The sequence below is a fragment of the Desulfovibrio fairfieldensis genome (assembly GCF_001553605.1).
Lineage (GTDB): Bacteria > Desulfobacterota > Desulfovibrionia > Desulfovibrionales > Desulfovibrionaceae > Desulfovibrio > Desulfovibrio fairfieldensis.
The window spans coordinates 278029-304708 of the sequence record NZ_CP014229.1 but is presented as its reverse complement, the minus strand read 5'-3'; the positions used below and the strand labels follow the sequence as shown (position 1 = coordinate 304708).

Annotated in this window: 20 protein-coding genes and 1 tRNA gene; 17 read left to right on the top strand and 4 right to left on the bottom strand. The window is 61.3% G+C overall.

Features of this window, described 5'->3' with window-relative positions:
- Positions 1–313: 313 nt before the first annotated feature.
- The 4 genes from AXF13_RS01305 (at position 314) to glgP (ending at position 9617) form a co-directional block, all read left to right on the top strand.
- On the top strand, positions 314–2434 hold the full coding sequence (locus AXF13_RS01305; protein WP_062251352.1) for an amylo-alpha-1,6-glucosidase: 2121 nt from the start codon (positions 314–316) through the stop codon (positions 2432–2434).
- Between the two features lie 183 nt (positions 2435–2617).
- Positions 2618–3937 (top strand): glycosyltransferase family 4 protein, encoded by a 1320-nt coding sequence (locus tag AXF13_RS01300; protein ID WP_062251351.1) that lies wholly within the window; start codon positions 2618–2620, stop codon positions 3935–3937.
- Positions 3937–5247 (top strand): glycoside hydrolase family 57 protein, encoded by a 1311-nt coding sequence (locus AXF13_RS01295; RefSeq protein WP_062251350.1) that lies wholly within the window; start codon positions 3937–3939, stop codon positions 5245–5247. The genes AXF13_RS01300 and AXF13_RS01295 overlap by 1 nt, the downstream gene beginning before the upstream one ends.
- Positions 5248–5357: 110 nt before the next feature.
- Positions 5358–9617, top strand: a complete 4260-nt coding sequence (gene glgP, locus AXF13_RS01290; protein WP_062251349.1) for an alpha-glucan family phosphorylase — start codon at positions 5358–5360, stop codon at positions 9615–9617.
- 56 nt (positions 9618–9673) lie between these two features.
- On the opposite strand, the gene AXF13_RS01285 is transcribed toward glgP, so the two are convergent.
- Complete coding sequence (locus AXF13_RS01285; RefSeq protein ID WP_062251348.1) at positions 9674–10456, bottom strand: MBL fold metallo-hydrolase; 783 nt, start codon at positions 10454–10456, stop codon at positions 9674–9676.
- 134 nt (positions 10457–10590) lie between these two features.
- On the opposite strand from AXF13_RS01285, the gene AXF13_RS01280 reads away from it, so the two are divergent.
- Positions 10591–10995: a winged helix-turn-helix transcriptional regulator gene (locus AXF13_RS01280; protein WP_223299949.1), complete on the top strand. Its 405-nt coding sequence runs from the start codon at positions 10591–10593 to the stop codon at positions 10993–10995.
- A 104-nt stretch (positions 10996–11099) separates the two neighbouring features.
- On the opposite strand, the gene AXF13_RS01275 is transcribed toward AXF13_RS01280, so the two are convergent.
- The 3 genes from AXF13_RS01275 to rfaD all read right to left on the bottom strand — a co-directional run bounded on the left by AXF13_RS01275 (position 11100) and on the right by rfaD (position 16377).
- Positions 11100–13190, bottom strand: coding sequence for a methyl-accepting chemotaxis protein (locus AXF13_RS01275; protein WP_062251347.1), 2091 nt, complete (start codon positions 13188–13190; stop codon positions 11100–11102).
- A 50-nt stretch (positions 13191–13240) separates the two neighbouring features.
- Entirely contained in the window at positions 13241–15268 is a 2028-nt protein-coding gene (locus tag AXF13_RS01270) for a methyl-accepting chemotaxis protein (protein ID WP_062251346.1), read from the bottom strand.
- 137 nt (positions 15269–15405) lie between these two features.
- Positions 15406–16377, bottom strand: coding sequence for an ADP-glyceromanno-heptose 6-epimerase (gene rfaD / locus AXF13_RS01265; protein ID WP_062251345.1), 972 nt, complete (start codon positions 16375–16377; stop codon positions 15406–15408).
- A 729-nt stretch (positions 16378–17106) separates the two neighbouring features.
- Here rfaD and AXF13_RS01260 point away from each other — a divergent pair.
- The 12 genes from AXF13_RS01260 (at position 17107) to AXF13_RS01205 (ending at position 26628) form a co-directional block, all read left to right on the top strand.
- Positions 17107–17433: a hypothetical protein gene (locus AXF13_RS01260; RefSeq protein ID WP_008685213.1), complete on the top strand. Its 327-nt coding sequence runs from the start codon at positions 17107–17109 to the stop codon at positions 17431–17433.
- A complete protein-coding gene (locus AXF13_RS01255) occupies positions 17426–18220 on the top strand; it encodes an ABC transporter ATP-binding protein (protein ID WP_062251344.1) in 795 nt (264 codons plus the stop codon). The genes AXF13_RS01260 and AXF13_RS01255 overlap by 8 nt, the downstream gene beginning before the upstream one ends.
- Positions 18217–19380 (top strand): SufB/SufD family protein, encoded by a 1164-nt coding sequence (locus tag AXF13_RS01250; RefSeq protein WP_062251343.1) that lies wholly within the window; start codon positions 18217–18219, stop codon positions 19378–19380. Before AXF13_RS01255 ends, AXF13_RS01250 begins: the two co-directional genes overlap by 4 nt.
- Positions 19381–19470: 90 nt before the next feature.
- Positions 19471–19546: transfer RNA gene (locus tag AXF13_RS01245), tRNA-Ile, on the top strand.
- Between the two features lie 173 nt (positions 19547–19719).
- Complete coding sequence (locus tag AXF13_RS01240; protein WP_062251342.1) at positions 19720–20943, top strand: tyrosine-type recombinase/integrase; 1224 nt, start codon at positions 19720–19722, stop codon at positions 20941–20943.
- A 170-nt stretch (positions 20944–21113) separates the two neighbouring features.
- Positions 21114–22163, top strand: a complete 1050-nt coding sequence (locus AXF13_RS16365; protein WP_150116047.1) for a hypothetical protein — start codon at positions 21114–21116, stop codon at positions 22161–22163.
- Between the two features lie 227 nt (positions 22164–22390).
- Complete coding sequence (locus AXF13_RS01230; protein ID WP_062251340.1) at positions 22391–22612, top strand: helix-turn-helix transcriptional regulator; 222 nt, start codon at positions 22391–22393, stop codon at positions 22610–22612.
- 184 nt (positions 22613–22796) lie between these two features.
- Positions 22797–24110, top strand: coding sequence for an AAA family ATPase (locus tag AXF13_RS01225; protein ID WP_062251339.1), 1314 nt, complete (start codon positions 22797–22799; stop codon positions 24108–24110).
- Positions 24111–24294: 184 nt separating this feature from the next.
- Positions 24295–25428, top strand: coding sequence for a primase-helicase zinc-binding domain-containing protein (locus tag AXF13_RS01220; protein WP_062251338.1), 1134 nt, complete (start codon positions 24295–24297; stop codon positions 25426–25428).
- On the top strand, positions 25428–25913 hold the full coding sequence (locus AXF13_RS01215; protein ID WP_062251337.1) for an ERCC4 domain-containing protein: 486 nt from the start codon (positions 25428–25430) through the stop codon (positions 25911–25913). The genes AXF13_RS01220 and AXF13_RS01215 overlap by 1 nt, the downstream gene beginning before the upstream one ends.
- Positions 25910–26371: a DUF5681 domain-containing protein gene (locus AXF13_RS01210; RefSeq protein WP_062251336.1), complete on the top strand. Its 462-nt coding sequence runs from the start codon at positions 25910–25912 to the stop codon at positions 26369–26371. Before AXF13_RS01215 ends, AXF13_RS01210 begins: the two co-directional genes overlap by 4 nt.
- The gene (locus AXF13_RS01205) at positions 26371–26628 is read left to right on the top strand and encodes a hypothetical protein (protein WP_150116046.1); all 258 of its coding nucleotides are present in this window, start codon (positions 26371–26373) and stop codon (positions 26626–26628) included. Before AXF13_RS01210 ends, AXF13_RS01205 begins: the two co-directional genes overlap by 1 nt.
- Positions 26629–26680 lie beyond the last annotated feature (52 nt).

The window sequence follows — 26680 nt, the reverse complement described above, 5'->3', positions numbered from 1 at the left end:
CCACCGGCCGGCGATGCGCGCCGCCCGAACAGGCGTTGTTTTGCAAAAGTCATACAATTCTTTCCACTGTAACACAGCCGTAAAACTCGACAGCTAAAAAAATTTCCTATAGAATGTGATATATAAAGCCAGCGGAACAAGAAAGGGGGCAACAGGTTTTCTGCAAACGCGTTTTTCCCGCCTTTGTTCCGCCGCCGGCCGGATCTGTCCGAACCGAATCCACGGGTCTCGCGCTGCCTTTCGCACCTAACCTCTCTGATCTCCAGCAGCACCGCCCGGCCATCATTCTAACCCTATACGCCAAGGAGGCCGTATGAGGTTCAGTTTTGACAAGGCCGCCTGCCAGAACACCCGCAGAGCATTGCGCAAGGAATGGCTGCTGACCAACGGGCTGGGCGACTATGCCGGCAGCAGCATCCTGTGTTGCAATACGCGCAAATACCACGGGTTGCTCACGGTCAACACGCCGCTGGGACGGCATGTGCTGCTCTCCGCCCTGGAGGAATCGGTCATGGGCGGCGGCAAGGAGTTCTTTCTCTCCACCCGCCAGCATCCCAGGACCCTCTACCCGCACGGGCACGAATATCTGGAAAGTTTCCGCCTGGACCAGTGGCCCGAATTCACCTACCGGGTGGGCGACGTGCGCCTGCGCCGGGAAATGTTTCTGATCCACGGAACAAGCCGCCTGCTGCTGCGCTGGTCCATCCAGGGCCTTTCCAAGCTGCCCCCGCTGACCCTGCGGATCAAGCCCCTGCTGGCCTACAGGCACTTCCATGCCCTGACCAGGGCCAATTCCCATCTGCGCGTGCGCACCCAAGACGTGCCGCGGGGCTTCAGCATCACGCCCTATGAAGGCCTGCCCACCCTGTATATGCAGGTGCGTGGTCCTTTCACCTTCCTGCCCTCGCCGGACTGGTTCCACAATGTGGAATACATGCAGGAACGCGAACGCGGCTTCCCCGACAGCGAGGACCTGTTCCAGCCCGGCATTCTGGATATTCCCCTGCCGCCCCTGCCCGAGGGAGGCAGCGTCTACATGGCCGTGGGCACCGAGCCGGTCGCGGAAGACGGGGAGGATCTGGAGGCGATCTGGGAAGCCGAAAGCCGGGCCAGGACCAAAGCCCACCACAACGGCGGCGGCCTCATCGGCCACCTGGCCCAGATGGGGCGGCAGTTCTGCATTGAAACGCCCTCGGGCCGTCCGGCGGTGCTGGCCGGGTACCACTGGTTCGACGCCTGGGGCCGCGACACCCTGATTTCCCTGCCCGGTCTGGCTTTTTACGGCGACCGCACGGAATTCGGCCTGCGCGTGCTGGAGCAGGTGGCCGGCAGCCTGAAAAACGGCCTTACGCCCAACTGCTTTGCCGAGGACGGCAACCACGCCTACAACTCGGCGGACGCCTCCCTCTGGTACGCCTTTGCCGTGCAGTGCTACCTCCAGGAAAATCCCGAGGGCCTGAACTGGGTGCGCGAGCATGCCTGGCCCGCGCTCAAGGCCATTGTGAGCGGCTACCGCCAGGGTCCGGGCATGGACATCTTTGTGGACGAGAACGGCCTGCTGCACGCGGGCAACGCCCACACCCAGCTGACCTGGATGGACGCCCAGGCCGACGGCCGCCCGGTGACCCCGCGCCACGGCTGCCCGGTGGAGCTGAACGCCCTCTGGTACAACACCCTGGCCTTTGTGGATTATCTGGCGGGCGTCTTCCGCGAGCCCGACTGGGAGGACGCCAAGGGCCTGCGCGCGTTGCGCACAAGCTTTTTCGAGCACTTCTGGGTCACGCGCGGCGGCGGCTATCTGGGCGACGTCTGGCGCGACGGCATGTTGGACCAGAGCGTGCGGCCCAACCAGATTTTGGCCGTCTCCCTGCCCTATCCCGTGCTGGAAGAGCAGCACCAGCCCCAGGTGGTGGAATGCGTGCGCAACAAACTGCTCACGCCCTTCGGCCTGCGCACCCTTTCGCCCGACGATCCGGGCTACCGGGGCCGGTACGAGGGCGGACCGGCCAGCCGCGACGCGGCCTACCATCAGGGCACGGTCTGGCCCTGGTTGCTGGGGCATTACACCGACGCCCTGCTGCGGGTGGCCTGGGATGTGGACGGCGCGGTCCAGGCCCTGCTGGACCGGGTGACCCCGTTGTTCTGCGACCACCTCACGGACGCGGGCCTGGCAAGCATTTCCGAAATTTTCGACGCCTCCCCGCCCTACCGGCCCAACGGCTGCATTGCCCAGGCCTGGAGCGTGGCGGAGTGCCTGCGCATGCTGATCCGGCTCAAGCGGGCCGCACCCGGCGTATACAAGGCCTGGGAAAAACTGGCGGCCTACCGTCTGGCAAATCCCATTTCCGGGGATACGGCCGGCGTCTGCCGGGTAAGCATGACCCTTGCCGACGATGGCGAACCCATAAACAAAACGGAGTCCCGGCGGGGCTGAGCGGCCCCGCGCTCCTGGAAATATCGGAACGTGCTGATTTATGAAAATGTTTGCTCTCTGCCGGGGAAGCGAATTCCGGGCGAAACAACGTGTATCAAGACATACATGAGTTTCGCACGGGGGAACCTGACGCAGGCAGAAAACAAAAAAACGTTAATCAGGGCTTCCAAAGAGGAATCACCAATGCGAGTGCTTATGTTCGGCTGGGAATTTCCGCCGCATATCAGCGGCGGCCTGGGCACGGCCTGCTACGGCATGACCCAGGCTCTGGCCAAAAAAGGCGCACAGATAATCTTTGTGTTGCCGCGTGTCGGCGCGGGCGGGCAGAACGGTTTCCTGCGGCTGGAGTCGGCCTCGGGCACGCCCATCAGCGAAGAGGCGGCGGAGCGCATGACCCGTGCCGGACAGGACGTCTGGCAGGACAACATCCGTTTCATGGCCGTGTCCAGCCCGCTTACCCCATATATCACCCCGCAGGGCTACGCCGAATCCCTGAACTGGCTGACCCGCACGCCCGGCGGCACGGATCTGCGCACTTGGTCCGGCGCGCCCTTCACCTTTCAGCTCAAGGGCGGCTACGGCCCGGACCTGATGAGCGAAGTACGCCGCTTCAGCCGTCTGGCCGCGACCATCGCCATGCGCGAAAGCTACGACGTGATCCACGTCCATGACTGGATGACCTATCCCGCGGGCATGCTGGCCCAAACCCTGACCGGCAAACCCCTGGTGGCCCACATTCACGCCACGGAATACGACCGCAGCGGCGAAAACATCAATGAGCAGGTGGCGGCCATCGAGCGCGCGGGCCTGCTGGCCGCCGACCTGGTGGTGGCCGTGAGCCGCCTGACCCGCAAGACCGTCATCGAACGCTACGGCGTGCCACCGGAAAAGGTAGTGGTGGTCTACAACGCCGTGGCCCGGCATGAAGTGGAACGCCGCTACGAAATTCCGCCGCGCATCCGCCATGAAAAACGGGTGCTCTTTCTGGGTCGGGTCACGTTCCAGAAGGGGCCGGAATACTTCATGGAGGCGGCCCGCCTGGTGCTGCAAAAAATTCCCAACGCGCGCTTTTTCATGGCCGGCAGCGGCGACATGCTGCCTCAGCTCATCCGCCGCGCGGGACAGTTGCGCATCGGACACCGTTTCCACTTCGCCGGTTTTCTGCGCGGCGAACAAGTGGACCGCATGTTCGCCTTGAGCGATCTCTACGTCATGCCCTCGGTGTCCGAGCCCTTCGGCATCACGCCGCTGGAGGCCATGCTTTACGACGTGCCCGTGCTGCTCTCGCGCCAGTCCGGCGTGTCCGAGGTGCTGGAGCACGCGCTCAAGGCCGATTTCTGGGACACCCGCGACATGGCCGACAAAATCTGCGCGGTTCTGCGTTACCCCTGCCTGGCTGCGGAATTGGTAAAAAACTGCCGGGAAGAAATGAAATCCATCCGCTGGGAAAATGCCGCGGATCAACTGATGGCCGTTTACCGCAACGTATCCGGAGGTAACTGATGCCAGCGCTCTGCCTTTGCTATGAAGTTCACGAACCGTACCGGCTCTGCCGTTACACGGTTTTTGATATGGGACAAAACTCACTTTACGAGGACGACGACCACAACTGCGACGCCCTGCTGCTCACGGCCCGCACCTGCTATCTGCCCATGAACGACCTGCTGCTCAAGCTGATCCGCCGTCACGGCAAGGCCTTCAAGGTGGCTTTTTCCATCTCGGGCACGGCCCTGGACCAGTTCGAGCAGTACGCGCCCGAGGTGGTGGAGAGCTTCCAGGCCCTGGCCGATACCGGCAACGTGGAATTTGTGGCCGAAACAGCGCCCCACTCCCTGGCCTTTCTCTACTCCCGGGATGAATTCGACATCCAGGTCAGGGAACAGTGCGAGCGGATCAAGCGGCTTTTCGGCAAAAAGCCCACGACCTTCCGCAATACGGAGTTCGTCTACAACAACGACCTGCCCGTGGCTCTGGAAAAGTTGGGTTTCAAGGCCGTGCTGGCCGAGGGCGCGGACCATGTGCTGGGCTGGCGCAGCCCCAATTATGTCTACAGACCGATTTCCACGCCCCGGATGCGTCTTTTGCTGCGCAACTCGTCCCTGTCCACGGACATCGGCCTGCGCTTCAATGATCAGGGCTGGGACCAGTGGCCGCTCACGGCGGAAAAGTACGCCTCCTGGTGCCACAGCTTTGCCGCTTCGTCCGAAATCATCAACATCTTCAACGATTACCATTCCTTCGGCCTGCGCAATCCCCGGGAGTCGGGCATTTTCGACTTTATGGAAGCCCTGCCCGCCGCCCTGCTGGCCCACAAGGATTTCCACTTCGTGACGCCCGCCGAAGCGGCCAGGAAAATCGACGCCGTGGGCGAGGTGGACGTGCCCGAATTCATGTCCTGGGACGACGAGGGGCGCGACCTCACGGCCTGGCTGGGCAACGACATGCAGAAGGACGCCATCCACACGCTCTATGCCCTGGCCCCGCGCGTGCGTAAGGTGGGGGCGCCGGATCTCGCGCGCGACTTTGAGCGCTTGCAAACGTCGGATCATTTCCATTATATCTCAACAAAATGGTTCGCCGACTTCCTGTCCGACCGGCCCAATCCCTTCGACAGTCCGTATGACGCCTACATTACCTATATGAATGTGCTGGCCGACTTTGAGATGCGCCTGACCGCGATGGAAGAAGCGGCGACCGAAGCCGGAAAAACAACAAGAAAAACACCCCGGACAACGGCAACGGGAACCGCCGGAAAAAAGAGGGCCGCTCCCGCCGCCAAGGCCGGAGGCGCAAAGAAAAAAACATCCGCCTGAAAAGGTTGCCCCTTCCGGGAACTGTCGCCCTCCGCCGTTTTTGAGACGGACGGAGGGCAATGGCCCGTGACGCGGCGCTTTATATGCGGGCGGGCCCACAAGGAGTCTCTATGGATTTCAATAACGCCCCTGTCACGCTGTTTGAAGTAAGCTGGGAAGTTTGCAACAAGGTGGGGGGCATTTATTCCGTGGTCAGCAGCAAGGCGCTGCAGGCCGTGGAAACTTTCGGCGAGGATTACTTCCTGCTGGGCCCTTCCCTGCAACAGAACGCCGGTTTTGAAGAAACAGACGAACATATCTGGGATTCGCTGCGCCTGGCCTTGAGCACCAGGGATCTCAAGTGTCGCCTGGGCCGCTGGAACATACCGGGACGGCCCAAGGCCATTCTGGTGGATTTTTCCCAGCGTTACTCCAGCAACCAGCTGTTGTACGAAATGTGGAAAAATTACGGTGTGGATTCCCTTTCCGGCGGCTGGGACTACATTGAGCCGGTCATGTTCGCCACGGCCTGCGGCGAGGTGATCGCGGCCATCCATGAAAGCCTGGTGCAGCCCCTGGGCGGGCGTTCCGTGGCCCTCTTCCACGAATGGATGAGCGGCGCGGGCCTGCTGACCCTGAAGAAACTGGCTCCGGCCGTGGGCACGGTCTTCACCACCCACGCCACCATGCTGGGCCGCGCTCTGGCCGGAACCGGCCGCGACATTTACAGCAATCTGCGCAGCATCAATCCCGCCACCGAGGCCGCCGCGCAGAACATCACGGCCAAATGGTCCCTGGAAAGCGCCTCAGCGCGCGAGGCCGACGCCTTCACCACGGTCAGCCCGATTACCGGCGAGGAATCCACGGTCTTTCTGGGCCGCCAGCCCGACGTCATCACGGTCAACGGCCTGGATCTGCGAGTGATCCCCGACTTTTCGGAAGAGCGCGAAAAACCGCTGGCCACCCGGGCCAGAATCCTGGAGGACGCCGACCGTTTCCTGCGCTGCAAGCTGCCGGAAAATACCCGCATCTTCGCCATTTCCGGCCGCTACGAGATGCACAACAAGGGCATCGACATTTTTCTGGAGGCCTTGGCCCGCGCGGATCAGAACCTGGCGGGCACGGACGCCTCCATCCTGGTTCTCTGTCTGGTCATGGGCGGCCACACGGGCATCAACCCGGCGGCCGTCTCCGGCGATCCCAGCGCCACGGACAACGGCCAGCCCTTCATCTGCACCCACTACGCCTGGAACGCCCCGCAGGACCCCATCATCAACGCCTGCCGCCGCCTGGGCCTGAACAATGCCTGCGACAAACGCGTCAAGGTCATCTTTGTGCCCGCCATGCTGGACGGCAACGACGGCTTCTTCAACATGCCCTACGAGGACGTCATTTCGGCCTGCGACGTGGGCTTTTTCCCCTCCTGGTACGAGCCCTGGGGCTACACTCCGCAGGAATGCGCGGCCTGGGCCGTGCCCACCCTGACCACGGACCTCTCCGGTTTCGGCATGTGGGCGCGCCAGTTCGCCCAGAAGGAAACCGAAGCGCGCCCCGGCGTGCACGTGATGCCCCGGCGCGGCACCAACTTTGAACAGGGCGCGGCGGCCCTGCACGAGCGTGTGCTCCAGGCCGCGGCCGCGCCCCGGGAAAATCTGGCCGTCTGGCGCAAAAACGCCCGCGCCCTGGCCGAGCAGACTTCCTGGCGCTATTTCTTCACCCACTATATCGAGGCCTTCCAGCTTGCGCTGGAAAAGGCCGACACGCGCATCGACCGCTCCGGCAACGGCCGGGAAAGCCTGAACCGCATTCTCACGGCCTCGTCTTCGGCCACCCCCTTTCTGCGGCCCATCATGGCCGTGGCCGAAGTGCCCAAGGCCCTGGCGCGCCTGCGCGACCTTTCCACCAATCTCTGGTGGTGCTGGCACGACAAGGCCAAAGCCCTGTTCATGGCCATCAATCCCCAGCTCTGGAGCGAATGCCGCAACCCCATCCGGGTGCTGGAAGAGGCCGATCCGGAACGCCTCAACTACCTCATTTACAATGAGGAATACATGCGCCTCTACGACGAGGTGTTGGCCGAATTCGACGCCTACATGGCCGAGCCCCTGCGCGTGCTCAGCGAGCATGTGACGCCGGAACACCCTGTCGCCTATTTTTCCACGGAATACGGCATCAATGAGTCCGTGCCCATTTATTCCGGGGGCCTGGGCGTGTTGTCCGGCGACCATCTCAAATCCGCCTCGGACATGGCCGTGCCCCTTTTCGGCATCGGCCTGCTCTACAAAAACGGCTACTTCAAGCAGGAAATCGACGCCGACGGCCGCCAGGTAGCCCAGTATCCCATGAACAACTTCGCGCAGCTGCCGGTCAAACTGGTCTACGACGACAGCGGGGAACCCGTCTTTGTGCAGCTGGAGCTGCCCGGGCGGATTCTCTTCGCCCGGGTCTGGAAAATGCAGGTGGGACGCGTGGCCCTCTATCTCATGGACACGGATACCCGCCGCAACACCGAGGAAGACCGCAAGATCACGGACCGCCTTTACGAGGCCAACCGCGAGATCCGCCTGCTTCAGGAAATGCTCCTGGGCATCGGCGGCATGCGCTTGATCCGCACTCTGGGCCTTGCTCCCCACGTGTATCACATGAACGAGGGACACTCGGCCTTCATGGTCATCGAACGCCTGCAGGAATGCATGATCATGGGCATGAGCTATGCGGAGGCCACGGTGCGGGTGCGCTCCAATACCGTGTTCACCACGCACACGCCGGTGGCTGCGGGCAACGAGGCCTTTTCCCTGGACCTTATGGGCCGCTATTTCGGCGGCGTCGCCTCCAAGCTCGGCCTTTCCTGGCAGCAGTTCGCCCAGCTCGGCCAGATGGAGGGCGGCAACAGCCAGTCCTTTGAAATGACCGTGCTGGCCCTGCGCCTTTCCTCCAAGGCCAACGGCGTGAGCCGCCTGCACGGCGAAGTTTCGCGCCATATGTGGAACAAGCTCTGGAAAAGCCTGCCCCTGGCCGAAACCCCCATCGACTACGTGACCAACGGCGTGCACACGCCCTCCTATGTGGGCATGCACATGCACGAGATCCTCAACCAGTATCTGGGGCCGGACTGGCTCCAGGCCGGGCCGGATTCCCCGATCTGGAACAAGGTGGACGAGATTCCGGACGACGCCTACTGGTCGGCCCGCATGACCCAGAAGGAAGACCTGCTGGACGCCCTGCGCGCGGGCATTCCGGCCTTTGCGCAGAAGTTCAAGCTCGACCGGGGCCAGCGCAAGAGCATGGAAAACCTGCTCAAGCCGCATACCTTGCTCATCGGCTTCGCCCGGCGCTTCGCGCCCTACAAACGGGCCACCCTGCTCTTTGCCGACCCGGACCGGCTGGCGCGCATCCTGAACAATCCCGAACGGCCCGTATGCCTGGTCTTCGCGGGCAAGGCCCACCCGGCGGACGAGGCGGGCATAAACCTGATTCAGGAAGTGCTGCGCATGAGCCGCGATGAGCGCTTTTTGGGCAAGATCTTCTTTATGGAGGATTACAGCCTGGCGGTTTCCCGCCTGCTGGCCCAGGGCTGCGACATCTGGCTGAACACGCCGCGCCGTCCGCACGAGGCCTCGGGCACCAGCGGCATGAAGCTGCCGGTCAATGGCGGCATCAACTTGAGCATTTCCGACGGCTGGTGGTGCGAGGGCTACAACCGCCAGAACGGCTGGACCATCGGGCCGGTGGTCACCACCGAACTGTCCAGCGACGAACAGAACGACTATGCCGACGCCGACGCCCTGTACACCCTGTTGGAAAACGCCGTGCTGCCGCTCTACTTCGACGTGAACAACGCCGGTCTGCCCGCCAACTGGATCGCCATGTCCAAGCGCTCGCTGAAAAGCCTTACGGCCATGTACAGCAGCAACCGCATGCTCAACGACTATATCCGGCTGGCCTATATGCCGGGCGCCAAACGCCGCGACATGCTGGCCGAGGACGACTGGGCGCTCTGCCGCGATCTGGCGGTCTGGCAGCAGGACCTGCCCGCGCGCTTCGGCACGGTGAAGATGGAGGAAATCATCATCAGCGGCGCGGACGGCAACACCATGACCTGCGGCGAGCCCGTCAGCGTGCGCCTGCACATGCATCTGGGCCAGATGAAGCCCGAGGAAATACTGGTGCAACTGGTCATCGGCCGCGCCTACGCCAACGGCAACTTCCGCAACAAGCCCGAGGTGCTGCGCCTTGAGCCCCGCGCCGCGGACCACGGCGAGGACGGCATGAACTATTCCGCCACCTACATTCCCACCCACAACGGACATTACCGCTACGGCATCCGGGTCATGCCCGTGCACAAGGGTCAGGCTTCGCCCCTGGAAACCGGGCTGGTGCTCTGGGGCTGAGCCGGGATACCTCCAAAAAGCAAGGGGGCGCGCCGCATGGCGTGCCCCCTTTTCCTTTACAGTATACAGACCTCCCCGTCCTCGGGAATGCGCACCCGCTCCGAGAGCCCCCTGGCTTTCACAAATTCCCGCAGTCCGGCGCGGCCCAACCGGGCATGATTGACCGCATCCAGATGGCCGGTGATGATCGTAGCCTGAGGGGCGGCCATGGCCGCTTCGTACAGGCCGTCCGCGTCCATGAGGATGGGCGTCCCGTCATGAAAACGGGCATCGGCGGCGTTAAGCACGACAACATCGGGCTGATAGCGGTCCAGAGCGGCTCGCACGCCCGCATACCAGAGGGTATCCCCGGCCGCGTACAGGGTTTTCTCGCCCGGAGCGGCAAAAACCACGCCGCAGGCCTCGGCTGGAATACCCCGCTCCCGGTAGTTGCGCGCCGCGGCTTCGCCCTGGCCGTGCAGGGCATCCGTTCTGTACAGCGTGATCTCCCCGAAACCGACGCCCGTTTCCGTAAGAGCCGCGACAGCGGTGAAGCCCAGAGCCCGCATGTCCGAAGCCTCTTTTTCGCTCTGGACAAAGACGGGGATGTCCCTGGCAACGGCCTTGCGGGCCGCTTCGTCAAAATGATCGAAGTGGTGCATATGGGTGACCACGACCGCGTCCACAGCCACGATGGCCTCAATGGGCAGCGGCAGGGGCACAAGGGGATTAGGACTTTCATTGTGGGGCGACGGCACGGGTGGAAGCGCGCCCCGGTCCGCCAGAAAGGGATCCAGCAGAAACTTCTTTCCGGCAAAGGTAATAATGCTTGTGGCGTTGCGGACCTGTTGAAAAATCATGCTCTCATCCTCGCTTTTTCATGGCTCATGAACACAATTGCCTTCCGTTTGATTGCGGATAGTTTTAGAACCATACGTATATTTAGAGCAAGAACGCACTTTTTTGGTATATAGTACCTGAAAGGATACTGAAGATGGCGCAAGACGACGCGGACAGCCACGGCAGCGGGAAAAAACCGGGAACGCCGGTTCCGGTGGAACGGCACTGTCCGGTGGAAGCCACCGTGGATATCATCGGCGGGAAGTATAAATCCCTGGTTCTCTACAAGCTCATTACCGGGACGTTGCGCTTTTCACAGTTGCGCAGGGCAATACCGTGCGCAACGCCCAAAATGCTGACCCAGCAACTGCGCGAACTGGAAAGGGACGGTCTGGTGCGACGGGAAGTCTTTCCCGTCGTCCCGCCCAGGGTGGAATATTCGCTGACGGATTTCGGCAGGAGCATGGAACCGGTTCTGAAGGCCATGTCCGCCTGGGGCAAGGGCTACCTGCTGAAGCAGGAGGCGGAGGGCAAAAGCCCACAGGAAAAGAGCGTCTGAGATCGGCCGCGACAAGCGGCGTCAGGCAATGCGAAAGGGGGGAGCGCCGTTGGCGCTCCCCCCTTGTCATCCGGCTGAAAAATCGGACGGAACGGTCCGGCCGCTCAGCTCTTCTTCATGTTTTCAATCAATCCGCTCAGGGCCCGCGTCTGTTCCGCCAGGTCCGTCACAGCGCCGGCGGCCGCTTGCATGGCTTGGGCGGTGTCGCCTGCGATGGCGTTGACATGGCTGATAGAGCGGCTGATTTCCTCACTGGAGGCGGACTGCTGCTCCGAGGCCGTGGCAATGGTCCGCACCTGGTCGGCCGTGGAATCGGCCATCTCCACGATCTGCTGCAGGGCTTCGCCGGACTTGCCCGCGAACTCCGTGGCCTCGTCGATGATCCGCACGGCAATATCCACCTGTTCCGCGCTCTGACCGGCGCTCTGCTGGATGGCCTTGATGGCGTTGCCCACATCCGTGGTGGAGGCCATGGTCTTTTCAGCCAGCTTGCGCACCTCGTCCGCCACCACGGCGAAGCCGCGCCCGGCATCGCCCGCGCGGGCCGCTTCAATGGCCGCGTTCAGGGCCAGCAGATTGGTCTGGTCCGCAATATCTGAAATCACGCCCATGATCCGGTCAATGGACCGGGCCTGTTCCGCAAGGGCGCGCATGTCGTCCTTGAGCTTCAGGGACTGCTCCCCCACCCGGTGGATGCTGCCCACGGCCCGCGAAACCACTTCCGCTCCGGCCTCGGCCTTCTGCCGGGTGGCCGCGGAGACTTCCGAGGCGGTGCCCGCGTTCCGGGCCACTTCGGTCACAGTAGCGTTCATTTCCTCCATGGCGGTGACGGTTTCCGTCACCCGGGAGGCCTGTTCCGCCGCGCCGCGCTCGGATCGTTCAATCTGGGCGGAGAGCCCGGCAACCACCGAGCCCACCACGCCCACCACGCCTTCCAGCTGCCCGGCGGCGGCCAGCATGCCCTCACGCCGGGCATTTTCGGCCTTATGGCGGGCCTCTTCCGCCATTTGCACGGCTTCCTGGGCCCTGGCGGTTTCCGTTTTGGCCAGATCCGACTGTTCGCGGGCCTCGGCGAGGCGCTGCTTGAGCGTCGCCACCATGTCGCTCAGAACCTCCTGCAATTGGAACAACTCGCCGTAATAGTCTTTGGGGTCAAGCCGCGCGTCCAGATTGCCAGCCGAAATCTCCCTGGAGGTCTCGACGATGCGCGCCAGGGGCCTGCTGACCGAACGGGCGACCCAGACCGCCCCGGCCAGGGCCAGCAGGGCCAGGGTCAGGGTAATCAGGGCCACAGCCCGCACAGTGGCGTTGCTGCGGGCGTAGATGGCCGCATCGCTCTGCACGGAGACCAGCTTCCAGCCGAAAGAGTTGGTGATAACGTTGGCTTGGATGGCCTCGCCGTCCACGGTCAGGCGCACCACGCCCTTGTCGGTGCCAAAGACCCGCAGCATGCCCGCATCATTGACGTCTTTGCCCAGCACCTTGCCCACCAAAGCCGGATGCGCGGGTTCGCACAGGATCTTGCCGGTGTTTTCGATAAGCACGAAATATCCGTTGTCGCCCTTGCTCAGTTCCGCAAACTTGTCCGCAAGCAGCTTCAAGGTCACATCTATGCCCAGCACGCCCGCCAGCCTGCCCTGCGCATCCTTTATCTTGTGCGTAATGGCGAAAACCGTTTCCCCGGACATGGAGGTATAGGCTCCGGCCAGCCCCACGTCCTCGGCGGCTCCGGCGCGCGCCACATACCAGGGGCGCTTGCTCATGTCGAAATGGGCGGGAAACTTCAGGCCGTCCAGGGTCGTGACCAGACTGCCGTCGGCAAAACCGGCGTACACTTCCACATAGCTGTCGTAATCCTTGTCAAGGCGCGACAGCGGTTCCATCAGGTGCCGCGCCTCCGGGCTCAGATCCGCCACACGAAAAACGGTTTCAACATCCTTTTCCACGTAACGGGGAAAAATGCCCCCGGCCCCGGCAAATTCGGCATCCTTGGCGGCTATGGCCGCATTATTGATGGCCGTCTTCAGAAACTCCTCGATATAATCGTTCATCAGGCGCAATTCCACGCTGGAGGAGGAAATGTAATAACTTTCCGCGTCGTCGCGCATCTGTACGGCCACATAGCTGATAACCCCGCCGGCAATGAGCAGGATGGTCCCAATAAAAGCCAACAAAAATCGTGTTCTGATTGTCATACGACTCCCCCGTGTGTGATTTTAGATGCTCCAACTTCCCACGGGATAGTCTATTCCCTCCTCATTTTCTCGATCAGTCCGGACAGGGCCCGCGTCTGTTCCGCCAGCTCGGTCACGGCTTCGGAGGCCGCTTGCATGGCCTGGGCGGTATCGCCTGCAATGGCGTTGACCTGAATGATGGAACGGTTGATTTCCTCGCTGGAGGCGGACTGCTGCTCCGAGGCCGTGGCAATGGCCCGCACCTGGTCGGCTGTGGAATCAGCCATCTCCACGATCCGCTGCAGGGCTTCGCCGGACTTGCCCGCGAACTCCGTGGCCTCGTCGATGATCCGCACGGCGATATCCACCTGTTCCGCACTCTGACCGGCGCTCTGCTGAATGGCCTTGATGGCGTCGCCCACATCCGTGGTGGAGGCCATGGTTTTTTCGGCCAGCTTGCGCACCTCGTCGGCCACCACGGCGAAGCCGCGCCCGGCATCACCCGCGCGGGCCGCTTCAATGGCCGCGTTCAGGGCCAGAAGGTTGGTCTGGTCCGCAATGTCCGAAATCACGCCCATGATCCGGTCAATGGACCGGGCCTGTTCCGCAAGGGCGCGCATGTCGTCCTTGAGCTTCAGGGATTGTTCACCCACCCGGTGGATGCTGTCCACGGCCCGCGAAACCACTTCCGCCCCGGCCTCGGCCTTCTGCCGGGTGGCCGCGGAGGCTTCCGAGGCGGCCCCCGCGTTTTGGGCCACTTCGGCCACGGTGGTGTTCATTTCCTCCATGGCCGTGACGGTTTCCGTGACCCTGGAGGCCTGTTCCGCCGCGCCGCGCTGGGATTGTTCAATCTGGGCGGAGAGCCCGGCGGCCACCGAGCCGACCACGCCCACCACGCCCTCCAGCTGTCCGGCGGCTGCCAGCATGCCTTCGCGCCGGGCATTTTCGGCCTTATGGCGGGCCTCTTCCGCCATTTGCACGGCTTCCTGGGCCCTGGCGGTTTCTTTTTGGGCCAGCTCCGACTGTTCGCGGGCCTCGGCGATGCGGGCCTTGAGCGTACCCACCATGGTGTGCAGAGACCCGGCCAGCCTGCCGGTTTCATCCCGCGCCCGCACCGAGAGAGGCGCGTCCAGATCGCCGCCGGCCACGGTTTCGGCAAAGGCGGTGATGCGCTTGACGGGCGAGGCCAGCATCCTGCCTATGACAAAGGCCACCAGCGCAAAGACCAGGGTGATGCCCAGGGCCGCCAGCAGAGCGTTGCGCAGGGCTTCCCGCCGCGCCTGCACGACCGTGTCCAGCGGCTGCCCGGTGAACCACATGCCCACCGGCTTGCCCGCCATGTTCAGAATGGGCCAGTAGACGACACTATACGGCCTGCCCAGCAACTGCAGCTCGCCGGAGACGGTCTCGCCGCGTTGCAGCACGGCTTCGGAGACGGCGGTATTTTGCAGTTTGGTGCCGATCAGCCGCTTGCCGTCCCGGATCAGCGTGGTCATGGCGCGGATGTCGCCTTTGAAAATGGTCGCTTCCAGGCCGGTTTCCTTTTTCAGCCTGTCCACATAGGCTTCACTGGCCAGGGAAATGCCGATACCCACGGTGCCCACTACCTTGCCCTCGTGGACCAGGGGCGCACCGGCGCGCAGGGTGAAGGGCACCACAGTGCCCGCCACGATGCCCACCACGGACTCGCCTTTGCGGCCCGCGGCCACGGTTTCCTGATTGTTGACGTCATCGCCGTATTTCGGGGAATGGCCCCGACCGACCACAATGCCTTTTTCATCGGTGATGGTGATGAATTCTGATCCGGCCATGTCCATCAGTTCTTTGCCGAGCGCGGCGGCAGCGGCATGATCACGCCGCGCCACGGCCTCAACCAGGGCGGGATTCCCGGCGATGAGCCGGGCTTCTTGCAGAAATTTTTCGCTGCTGGCGTTGTAGGTGGCGTCCGTGGTCGCCTTGGCCAGTTGCGTGGTGGCGTCGATGCTGGCATCCAGGGGAGGCTCCAGAAGGCGCATGGTCGTCAGAAGAACGGCCGTGCAGGACAGGGCCACGGCCACAACCACGAGCGTGATGATTTTCCCCGCAATAGGCAAACGCATGCTTCTCCTCCACTTCTGAAAAACCCGGACCAAGGGGCGACCCAGTCCAGCGCATAGGGCGCGTTTTTCCGGCACGCGACCAGCTGACCGCATGTTCGGAGAGCTTCTTCTTATATCGGCAGATTTCCCCGATTGGCTTACAGGTATGAATCATCTTTCTCAAGATAATTGCAGACGTAATCGGCCACGCCCTCTTCCAGGGAAGTGAAACCCAGAGGACAGTCCACGCGGGCCAGCCAGTCCATTTCAGCGCGGGTGTAATTCTGGTACTTGCCGCGCAGTGTTTCCGGCATATCCACATAGTCGATGCGGCACTCCCGCCCCAGCGCGGCAAATACCGCCCGGCCCAGGTCGTTGAAGCCGCGGGCCGCGCCCGTGCCCACATTATGGATGCCGCTGACGTCCTTGCGCTCCAGCAGCCAGGCCAGCAGGGCCGTGCAGTCCTTGACGTAGACGAAGTCGCGCTTCTGCTCGCCGTCGGCCAGGCCCGGCACGTCGGATTTAAACAGGGCCAGCCGCCCGTGCTCCCGGATCTGGCGGTGGGCCTTGACCACCACGCTTTGCATGGAGCCCTTGTGGTATTCGTTGGGGCCGTAAACATTGAAGAATTTCAGGCTGACCACCTCGCCGTGCAATTTCTCCCGCAACAGCCAGAGGTCGAAGAGCTGCTTGGAGTAGCCGTACATGTTCAGAGGCGCGAGGCGGGGGATCAGGGCCGGATCGTCGCTGAACCCCAGACTGCCGTCGCCGTAAGTGGCCGCGGAGCTGGCGTTGATGAAGCGCGCGCCCTTGTCCAGGGCGTAGCGGCAGAGATCGCGGCTGTAGTGGAAATTGTTTTCCATCAGAAAGTCCGCGTCGCGCTCGGTGGTGGAGGAACAGGCCCCCAGATGGACCACGGCCGTGATCTTCCAGGGCAAGGCGTCTCGCCGCATCAGCTCGTAAAAGCGGTCGCGGTGCAGATAGTCCACATAGCGGCGTTTGACCAGATTGCGCCATTTCTCGCTGCTGGCCAGATTGTCCACCACCACGATTTCGTCCAGATCCATGCGGTTCAACTGCCAGAGCAGGGCGCTGCCGATAAAGCCCGCGCCGCCGGTGATCACGTACATAAGAGCCTCCGTGCGCCATGCTAGCCCAAAGCCCGCACGAGCCGCAAGCGGCCCGCCGCGCAGGGTCATTCTGTTCTCCGTCCGTTGTTTTATTCCGCCCTCCGGGCATTATGGCTTTTGCTTCGTTCGCGCCGCGCAATGCCATCCGCTGACGGTCGTTGAGAAGGGGATGTTCAGTCGTTGGACGTTGACACGCGGCGATTTCGGGGCGCAGCAAGCCAAGCGGGCAAGACCCGTGGTACGCCGCGTCAACGTGTTGCGACAATTACGCGGGGGCAGGGCTTGCGCGCAAGCCGTTGCCGCGCCAGCGGCTTGCTTGAGCCGTTCACGGCGAAGCCGTGTTACGGATCAAGACAGCACCGCTACGGATAGCGACAGCGATTTCCCTAGATCGCGTTTTGCGTAACTAAGTGCTGTCGTTATCCGTAGCTTCCTGCGTCGCGACGGCTAAATCCAGGGGCCTGGGGGGGGGCCGCGTAAGCCCCCAAGCCCCCGCCCGCGCCGGAGGCGGCGGCCCAAACGCCGGGAGGCGTAAAGCCACTGTGCCCGCAGGGCTCGGAATACCCCGTCCATATGACAAGCCCACTATCTTTGAAGGTAACCTATCTCAATACAAAATCACTCCGTTTACGGAAGGAGAACAGAATGCCCCCGCCCGTCGCGCGCCGGACTGGACACGGCGGCCCAAGTTTGCCATCATATATGGATTGCCATTACAAGGGGTAGCGTATGGAAGTGTGCATCGCCAATATGCACGGCAAAGCGGTCATGCTGGAGCTGCGGGAAGGCGTGGTCTTTCTCGACAATGAGCCCCAGCCCATCAAGAACGTCACCGAAGAGGAACTGGCGGCCTTCAGCGAGGCCGTCCGGGCCATTCCCTACAGCACGGATCCGGGCTACGAGGCCCTGGTCAACGCTAAGCGCGCGGCTTTCATCGTCAATCTGCTGGGCAGGGCCGTGGGCGACGAGTGCATCTCCCAACTGACCCATATTCTGGATCATGTGCATTACGACGTGCTGGAATACCTTGGGGAAAACGGGGACAGCGATGCTTGAAATCCATAATCTGCACGTTTCGATCAAAGGCACGCCCGTGCTCAAGGGCATCGACCTGAGCATCGAGCCCGGCGAAACCTTTATTCTTTTCGGGCCCAACGGTTCGGGCAAGACCACCCTGCTGATGACCCTGATGGGCGTTTCCGGCTACGAGGTCACCGAGGGCCGGATCATCTTCAAGGGACAGGACATTACCCACGCGCCCATGTACGAGCGGGCCCGCCTGGGCATCGGCATGTCCTTCCAGCGCCCGCCCACCATCCACGGCCTGCCCACGGGCAAGCTGGTGGAGCTCTGCGGCCGGGGACGCGAGATGGACATCCCGGCCATGGCCCGCAAGGTGCACTTCGACCAATTTCTGGACCGCGACGTCAACGCGGGCTTTTCCGGCGGCGAGATCAAGCGCTCGGAACTTTTGCAGCTCATGGCCCAGCGGCCGGACCTGCTGCTCTTCGACGAGCCGGAATCCGGCGTGGACCTGGAAAACATGGCCCTGGTGGGCAACACCGTGCGCCATCTGCTGGACGGCATACCCGACGCCTGCAGCGCCACCCTGCGCGAGCGGGAGCGCAGGCGTTCCACCAGCGGGCTGATCATCACCCACACCGGCCACATTCTGGAATACGTCAACGCGCACCGGGGCCAGGTCATGTACCACGGCAAGCTCTGCTGCGAGGCCCGGCCGCGCGAAATTCTCGACCACATCGCCAACCACGGCTATCAGGAATGCCTGCGATGTCTGGCAGGCGACATGTACGGCAAAATCGCGGAGGCGCCCCTCGTATGAGTACCGTGGATCTCTCCCGCTTTTCCTTCAGCGGCGGTGAAAACGCCGCTCCCATCGACGATCTGACCCGTCTGCCGGCCGAGGACCGCGAACGTCTGGTGCTGGCGGGCATCGACGTCAACGACCGCCAGGTCAGCGGCGCGTTCATGCAGCTCAACCACGCGGGCGTGCACTGTGAGACGCGCCGGGACGGCCTGGAGCTCATGGACATCCGCGCGGCCCTCAAGAAGTTCGACGGGCTGCCGCGCTATTACTGGCAGATGCTCGACCCGGACAAGGACGACTTCACCCGCATGGCCCGCGAGCACCTGAACGGCGGCTATTTCGTGCGGGCGCGCAAGGGCGCCAAAATCAGCGAGCCCGTGCAGTCCTGCATGTTCATCAAGGGACACGGCGCGGGCCAGAGCATCCACAACATCGTGGTGGTGGAGGAAGGCGCGGAACTGCACATTCTGGGCGGCTGCGCCACGGCCCACGAGGCGCGCGACGCCGCCCACCTGGGCATTACGGAATATTATGTGGAAAAAGGCGGCAAGCTGACCTTCACCATGATCCACAACTGGGGCGACAGCACCACGGTGCGGCCCCGCTCCGCCGGGCGGGTGGAAGCCGGAGGCGAGTTTCAGAACAATTACATCCTGCTCAAGCCCGTGGGCGATCTGCAGATGTACCCGCTCATGGAACTGACCGGAAACAATGCGGTGGCCCGCTTCAATTCGGTCATCGTGGCCCCGGCCGGCTCGTACGTGGACTGCGGCAACCGCATTGAACTCAACGCCCCGGACACGCGCGGCGAGGTCATCTCGCGTGTGCTGACCACGGGCGGCACGGTGATCAACCGGGGCTACATCGGCGCGGCGGCGGCCCCGGCAAAAGGGCATCTGGAATGCAAGGGCCTGATCATGGGCGGCGGGCGCATCCATGCCATCCCGGAGCTGAACAGCAATCAGGACGGCGTGGAATTGTCGCACGAGGCCGCCGTAGGCAAGATCGCCCAGGAGGAAATCGAATACCTCATGGCGCGCGGCCTGGACGAGGATGAAGCGGCCTCCACCATTGTGCGCGGTTTCCTCAATGTGGAAATCATGGGCCTGCCCGCGCCGCTGAAAAAGGCCATGGACGAACAGATCGCCCTGCTGGAAACCGGCCACGCCATGTAGCGGCACGACGCGGAGGCGGGCGCGTCTCCCGCCCGATCCGCCCAATCCGCCTTGACCGGCGCGGTTGCTTCCGGCTATACGAAAGCTCTCGGGCCTATAGCTCAGTTGGTAGAGCCTCCGGCTCATAACCGGCAGGTCCCAGGTTCAAGTCCTGGTGGGCCCACCAATGCAAGTTCCGCCAAAGTCCGCCGAGGTTCGCAAGACCCCGGCGGGTTTTGCTTTTATGGGGAATCACACTCCGCTGGAGTTCGCCAATGTCCGTTGACATCCGTTCTTTTCTTGGGGTAACTTTTAGGGGTAACTGGCTTACCTCAAAAACTGTTACCCCAAGAGCCACCCATGCCCCTTTCTGACACGGCCCTGCGCAACGCCAAGCCCCAAGATAAACCATACAAACTGTATGACGCCGGGGGACTATTTATCATTGTTACCCCAGGCGGGGGTAAGTGGTGGCGGCTCAAGTACCGGCTTGGGGGTAAGGAAAAATTGCTCTCGCTTGGGACTTACCCCGACACGGGGTTGAAAGAAGCGCGCGTCAAACGTGATGAGGCTAGAAAACTCATTGCCCAGGGCATTGACCCCAGCGCCCAGCGCCAAGCCATCAAGGCCAGCTTCACAAGCGCGGAGGCTGATTCCTTTGAAATCGTGACGCGGGAATGGTTTGGCAAGCATGTGGTAAATCTCGCGCCCAGCTATGCCAAAAAAGTACGATCTCTCTTTGAGCGCCAGATTTTCCCCGTGGTAGGGGCAAAGCCCATTGCGGAGGTCGAACCTACGGACATCTTGAATGCTGCCCGGCGGATTGAGCAGACCGGAGCTATTGAGACGGCCCACCGCCTGATTCAGATTTGCGGTCAGGTCTTTCGCTATGCCATTGCTACAGGGCGGACCAAGTACGATGTTTCAACCGGACTTCACGCCGCCCTGCCCAAGGTCAACGTCAAGCACATGGCCGCCCTCACGGACAAAAAGCGCATCGGCCAACTTCTGCGAGCCATAGACGCCTATGGAGGCTTCTTTCCTATGCGCTGCGCCCTCCGCCTTGCCCCCCTGCTCTTTGTGCGCCCTGGCGAGCTGCAGAAAGCCGAATGGGCGGAATTCGACCTCACGGCAAAAGAATGGCGGCTCCCGGCCAGCAAGATGAAGATGCGCCAGCGCCATATTGTCCCGCTCTCGCGGCAAGCCCTGAGCATATTAGCGGAGCTACAGCCCTATACCGGCAATGGGCGCTTTCTCTTCCCCTCCATTCGTACAGACACGAAACCCATCTCCATTGAATCCATGTTGGTGGCGATCCGCAGCATGGGCTTCACCAAGGACGAAATGACCATGCACGGCTTCCGGGGCATGGCGTCTACCCTGCTCAATGAGATGGGTTATAACCGTGACTGGATCGAGCGCCAGCTTGCCCACGGGGAACGCGACCATGTGCGGGCCGCTTACAATTACGCTGAGCATTTGCCGGAGCGCCGCCGCATGATGGATGAATGGGCCAACTATCTGGACGGCTTACGCGGGCAATCTGACCCGCAATCCGCGGACAGGGGCAAGCCTACCGCTTGACCGGGCAGGAAGGGAGAGACACGCTGCCCCGGCAGTAGATGGATGCCAGACAGAAGGAAAATTTCAAATTTCCCCGGCTAGACATGGCGTCATGAACCATGCCGAAAAGATGCCCTTTCCATCCTGCCGGGGAGTTAACGAAAGGGCAACCAGCAAGAAAGGAGGCTGGCATGAAAGGGTTTGGCGTTAAGGAGTTATTAGAGATTAAAGAACCAATGATTTCTGCTGATAATGTTTTGAAACGATGGCCGGGTATCCTTGAGAGTGAACTTGCGAACATGATTGATCGCTCTAGTGATTTATTCGAATGTCTTCCTATAGCATATCATGTGCACAAAGTTCTCGATGATGGACAGGGTGGAATAATAACAGAATGCATCCCCTGCGAAGAAAATGGTAATTACTATGTGGATTATCAAGGTAATGACGCATATTATGACTTTACAGGAATCGCTTTCATATTAAGTGAAATTTCAAAATACGAAAATGACCATCCTAAAGTACTATATCAAGTTGTTACAAATCCAGATGAAGCTTGGGGTTCTTCCAAACAGGCTGACGAATATCTACCCATTGAAGAGGTCCGAAAGTCTTTACAGTTAAGTCCATATCAATTCGTTTGTTTTCTGAATGACGATTCGAACCCTAATAGGCTCATAACTTCATGGGAAGAAAGCTTTATGGCGCGGCTAATGGACGGAGGGTATAGGGGAGGAAATGTCCCCTTTTTTTCAACCGAAGATCTTTCGAATGCAGACTTGCGAGTTCACCGCTTAGACTGGGAGGAATTCCAACAGCGGGGAATGCAAGAAAAAAGAAATATTACTATCAAAGATGTTCCTGTTTCAACAGCGGCTGTGTGTACTCCTAACCCTGAGTTTCAGCTTGCCGAGGCCCAAAAGCAGATTGAAAGCCTTCACCAGTGGAACAAGCGCCTGAACGATCAGAACCAGGAACTGCGGACAGAGCTTGCCGCCGCCTCTCAACCACAAGAGGTTGTCACTGTAGATGCTGCCCTTTGGGAAAACTCATTCCGCGCGGCCTGTTCAGTACTGGTTAAAATTGTCGGCAATAATGAAACGGGCATCACCAGATCCACCCTTGAGAATCGAATGAAAGATGTCGCATCAGGGGGAAGAACTCACACCAAGGCCGATAGAATCGCGTGGGAATCTTTGCCCGACAAACACAAGAGCGGACCGGGAAGGCCGAAAAAATAGCCCTCTGAAAACAATGAACATGAATAAAAACAAGGTGTTCATGGTTTTCAGAGGACGGATATGGAGAAGTGACGGTTACAGACTAAAAAATATCAACCATTTCAAGGTGTTCATAGTTTCCGGGGAAACTGTTTAGGGTTTCCCCTCTTTTTTTGCACTTTCAGCCGTGTATCCTTCCTTCAAAGCTCGCGAACGTTTTTAACTCGCAATAGCACTTTGGAGGATATATGTCACAGCGCATCCCTACTTTGCCGGTAACAGGTTTTCTCCGTCTGAACGATGTCTTGAAGTTCATCCCTATAAAAAAAACGCGGTGGTACAAAGGCGTAAAATCAGGAGAGTTCCCTCGCCCCATAGCCTTTAGCCCTCGCGTCAAGGTGTACCGTGTTGAAGACATCCGTGCTCTGATTGAGCAGTTCGGTTCTCAATCCACTGAGGGTGCGGAGTAATGCCTTCCCCTCAGAAAAAACGAAGCCGCCCGGCTGGGGAACCGGGCGGTGATGGAAATGGGAAAGGTTGTTGGCTTGACACTTTTATATCCCACGAACTTTGCCCTCTGCAAGCGAATTGTCGCGCCTGCCCCTATTGCCGCCTCGCCTGCCCCCTGCGCTTGGAAGCCGGAGGCGACGCAGCATGAGCCAAGCCGCCGTCCTCACTCCCGCCGACACCGTCGCCCAGATTGAGCAGGCCCGCGCCGACTTTCTCGCCGCCTGCCCGGCGGACCCGGCAAGGGAAGAGTCCGCTTCTCCTGTTCAACCGCGCCCGTTGCAACTGGACATCTCCAAGTACAGCGGAGAGCGGTACTTTTCGGAATTTCCGCCCGCCTTCGACTGGCTTCTGAAAGGCAGCCTGCGTTGCAAGACCTTGGGAGCTATGATCGGAGCGCCGGGGTCCGGTAAGTCCACCGCCGCCATTCAGCTTGCCATTGCCGTGGCTGCTGGCCTGCCTTGGCTTGGAGCGTGGGAACCGGCGCATGAGGGCCGTGCCCTCTACATCTCGGCGGAGGACGACGAACTGACCTTACACCGCCGCGTTCACCATACTCTGAAAACGCTGCCGGAACAGGCCCAAGTTCAGGCGATGAAAAATATCTTCGCTGTGCCTGTGACCGGTGACGTGGCCTTGTGCCGAGGGATGGGCGGCGACGTAATCAAGACTGATGCTCTGACCGACTTGCGCGCCATCCTGAAAGAGTTTCGCCCCACGCTGCTGATCCTTGACACCCTGGCCCGCTTCCTAGCCGTGGCCGAGAATGACAATCCGGCCATGACCGCCGCTTGTGCGCTCCTGGAAGAAGTTTGCCGAGATTTTGACTGCGCCACCGTCCTCTTGCACCACACCGCAAAAGTGACGGGTGCGCTGGCCTCCGACGACTTGTCCTTGAATACCGCCCTTGAACAGACCGCCAGCCGTGGCGCTTCCGCACTTGCGGGCTGCGTCCGCTGGCAGGTCAATCTTGCCCCTCTGGCCTCCAAGCTGGCCGTCAAGATTATTGGCGAAGATGCAGTGGGCCGGGCTGACGGGGCCTTTCTGGCCGTGCGCGTGAGCAAGAAAAACTGCGGTGCGCCGGAACCTAAATATTTTCTTTCCCGCTGTGAGCATGGCCTGTTGCGCCGAGTTGAACCCGTCGCCCAAGAGCAGGAGGCACAGAGCCGGGAGGCGGACGCCGCCGCCCTGGTGGCAGAGGTGAAGCGCCGGGCAGAAGAAGGGCTGGAGCCTTTAGCATCTAGCCGTGGTGGGGTCGATGCCTTTGGCTGGGGTGTAGAGCGTCACAAAAAAGCGAAGTTCTATGCCTTGGAATCAGGGGGGATTGTGGAGGCCAAAAAAGACAAGGGCAACGGCACGGTGCTGATGCCGCGAGCTTGTTCTAGAGCTTGTTCCAATGCCCCTTTTACCGCTTGTTCCGACGAACCAGAACAAGGCTTTTTAGTAAATAATTTAAAATAGTTATGAGCTTGTTCCGGTGGCGCTTGTTCCGAGACTTAGAACAAGCTCGTAACCTGTTGAAATAATGAGCTTGTTCCGTTGTTCCGCTTGTTCTTTCTAAAGAAAGACCTTCCAGGGGCCTTTCTGGTCCCCTGGAACAAGGTCTTTAGAAAAGCCGGAACAAGGGAAAACAGGAAATAAAACAATGAGCAATATTCTGGACTTTCTCTCTTGCCAGGAGGCTTTCAAAGCCAAAGGCCCGCACGAGTGGGCCGGACCCTGTCCCGACTGCGGGGGCCGCGACCGCTTTCTTGTCTGGCCGGACCGTCCGCGTGGCGGCGCATTCCTGTGCCGTGGCTGCGGAGCCAAGGGCGACGGCATTCAATTCCTACGGCAGTTCTACGGCATGAGCTACCCGGACGCCTGTAGGGCGCTGAGCCTGACGCCAAGGGACAGCCATGCCTCTTATCCTGCCAAGCCGAACCCCCGGCACACGCCCGGCACAGCGCGCCCCGTGACTGTGCCGATGCCCAAGCCCGCCCAACTTCCCCCGGTCCCGTGGATGGAGCGCGCCGCCGTATTCTTGGTCAACTGCCAGCGGGGCCTTGAGACTGACGCGGAGACGGTGCTTGCCGTCACAGGACGCTATCTGACTCCCGACACCGCCCGCGCCTGCGGTCTGGGCTGGAACCCCCGCGATAGATACGAACCCCGCGCCGCGTGGAATCTGCCCACCCAACAGGGCCGGGACAAGCTCTTGCTGCCGCGCGGCTTGGTGATCGCCACCCGCCGCCGGGCCGGGATCATGGCCCTGACCGTTCGCTGTCCCGATGACCGCCCGGAAGGCCGCCCCAAATACTGGCAAGTTGCCGGGTCCAGCAATGTGCCCTTTGTGGCCGGGCGTGCTGGCCTACCCGTGCTGCTGGTGGAATCCTCCCTGGACGCCGCGCTTGTCCATCAGGAGTCCGGGGACTTGTGCGCCGCCGTGGCGCTCATGGGCGATTTGAAGGGCGCGGATACAGCCACCGACGCTTTTGTCAGGGCTGCGCCGTTGGTGATTGCCTGTCCCGACAATGACGCCGGGGGCCGGATCGCCTGGCAGAGATGGAAGCAGGCCTTCCCTTCTGCCGTGTGTTGTCCCGCCGTGTCCGCCAAAGACCCGACCGAGATGCACGCCGCCGCACTCCGGCTTGAAGCTGTGCCCACTGTCCGTGAGTGGGTCACATCCGTTCTTTCCCTTGCCGAAAATTCGCGCCTAGATGGCCGCAAAAACGTCGAAAACGAGCAAGACGACACACCGTCCATATCAACCTCAAACAGCGCGCAGGAGGCCGCGTAATGCGAATTATTCAAGATAGCCGCGAGCAAGCGCCCTATGCCTTCGCCGGGCCACGCTATGAGGGCGTGGAGGTTGAGGCGGGTACTCTGACCGTGGGAGATTACAGTCTTGCCGGATTGGCTGACCGTGTGGCGGTGGAGCGCAAGGAGCTTACCGACTTAGTGCAATGCCTGGGCCGGGAGCGTGAACGCTTTGAACGGGAATTGCAGCGGGGCGCGGCCCTGGACGCCTTCGTTGTGGTGGTTGAGGCGAGTTGGGCCGATCTGGCCGGGGGCCAGTACCGGAGCCGTCTGAATCCGCATGCGGCATGCCAGAGCGTGGCCGCCTTCATGGGGCGGTATCGTGTGCCCTTCCTCTTTGCTGGAAGCCGGACCGCCGCCGAATATGTGACCTGGAGCTTTCTTCGGCAGTATTTGGAATCAGCCCGCCGCCGCTGGCGCTCTATCGTCAAGGCTCACGGCAACGATAAGGAGACGGCAGCATGACCAAGACCTCATCTAAACCGGCTGAATCCCGGCTGGAATCGGACCGCCGCCCTGACGGAAAATTTGCCCCCGGCAACTGTGCGAATCCGAAAGGCCGCATTCCCGGCAGCCGTAACAAGGCCACCTTGGCCGCCCAGGCATTGCTCGACGGAGAAGTGGAAAACCTGACCCGGAAGGCCGTCGAACTGGCGCTGGGAGGTGACACAACCGCTTTGCGCTTGTGCTTGGAGCGCATTCTCCCCGCACGGAAGGAAGCGGCGCTGATCCCTATTAACCTTCCCCAAGTCGAGGGTGCCGCGGACCTCCCGCAGCTCACCGCAGCTATCCTTGATTCCGTGGCAGCCGGGCGGATTACTCCGGGCGAGGGACAGGCCCTTGCGGCGCTGGCCAACGCCCACGCCAAGACTCTTGAAATTGCGGAATTGGAGCAACGTATAACCGCCCTGGAGAAAAGGTAATGAACAGTCTGGAAAGACGCGTAACAAAATTGGAGGGACAAGGAGCAATGCAGAAAAATTCAACGGAAATGAGCGGCACGGTACAAGCGTTTTTAAACATAATCCGTGAACGGTGCGGCCAACCCCCGGAGTATGATCCCCGCGATTCAGCGGGCATCGACACCTTCGGCGAGATGGGGCGCAGGCTGATTGATAAAGGCGTCACTCCCGCTGTGGCCCTCCACCTGGAAAAACTGCAAGCGGGACTCCATGCGTAACAGCCCCTTGGAAAAGTTTTGTGGCTTGAAGAAACAGTACCTGAACAACAAC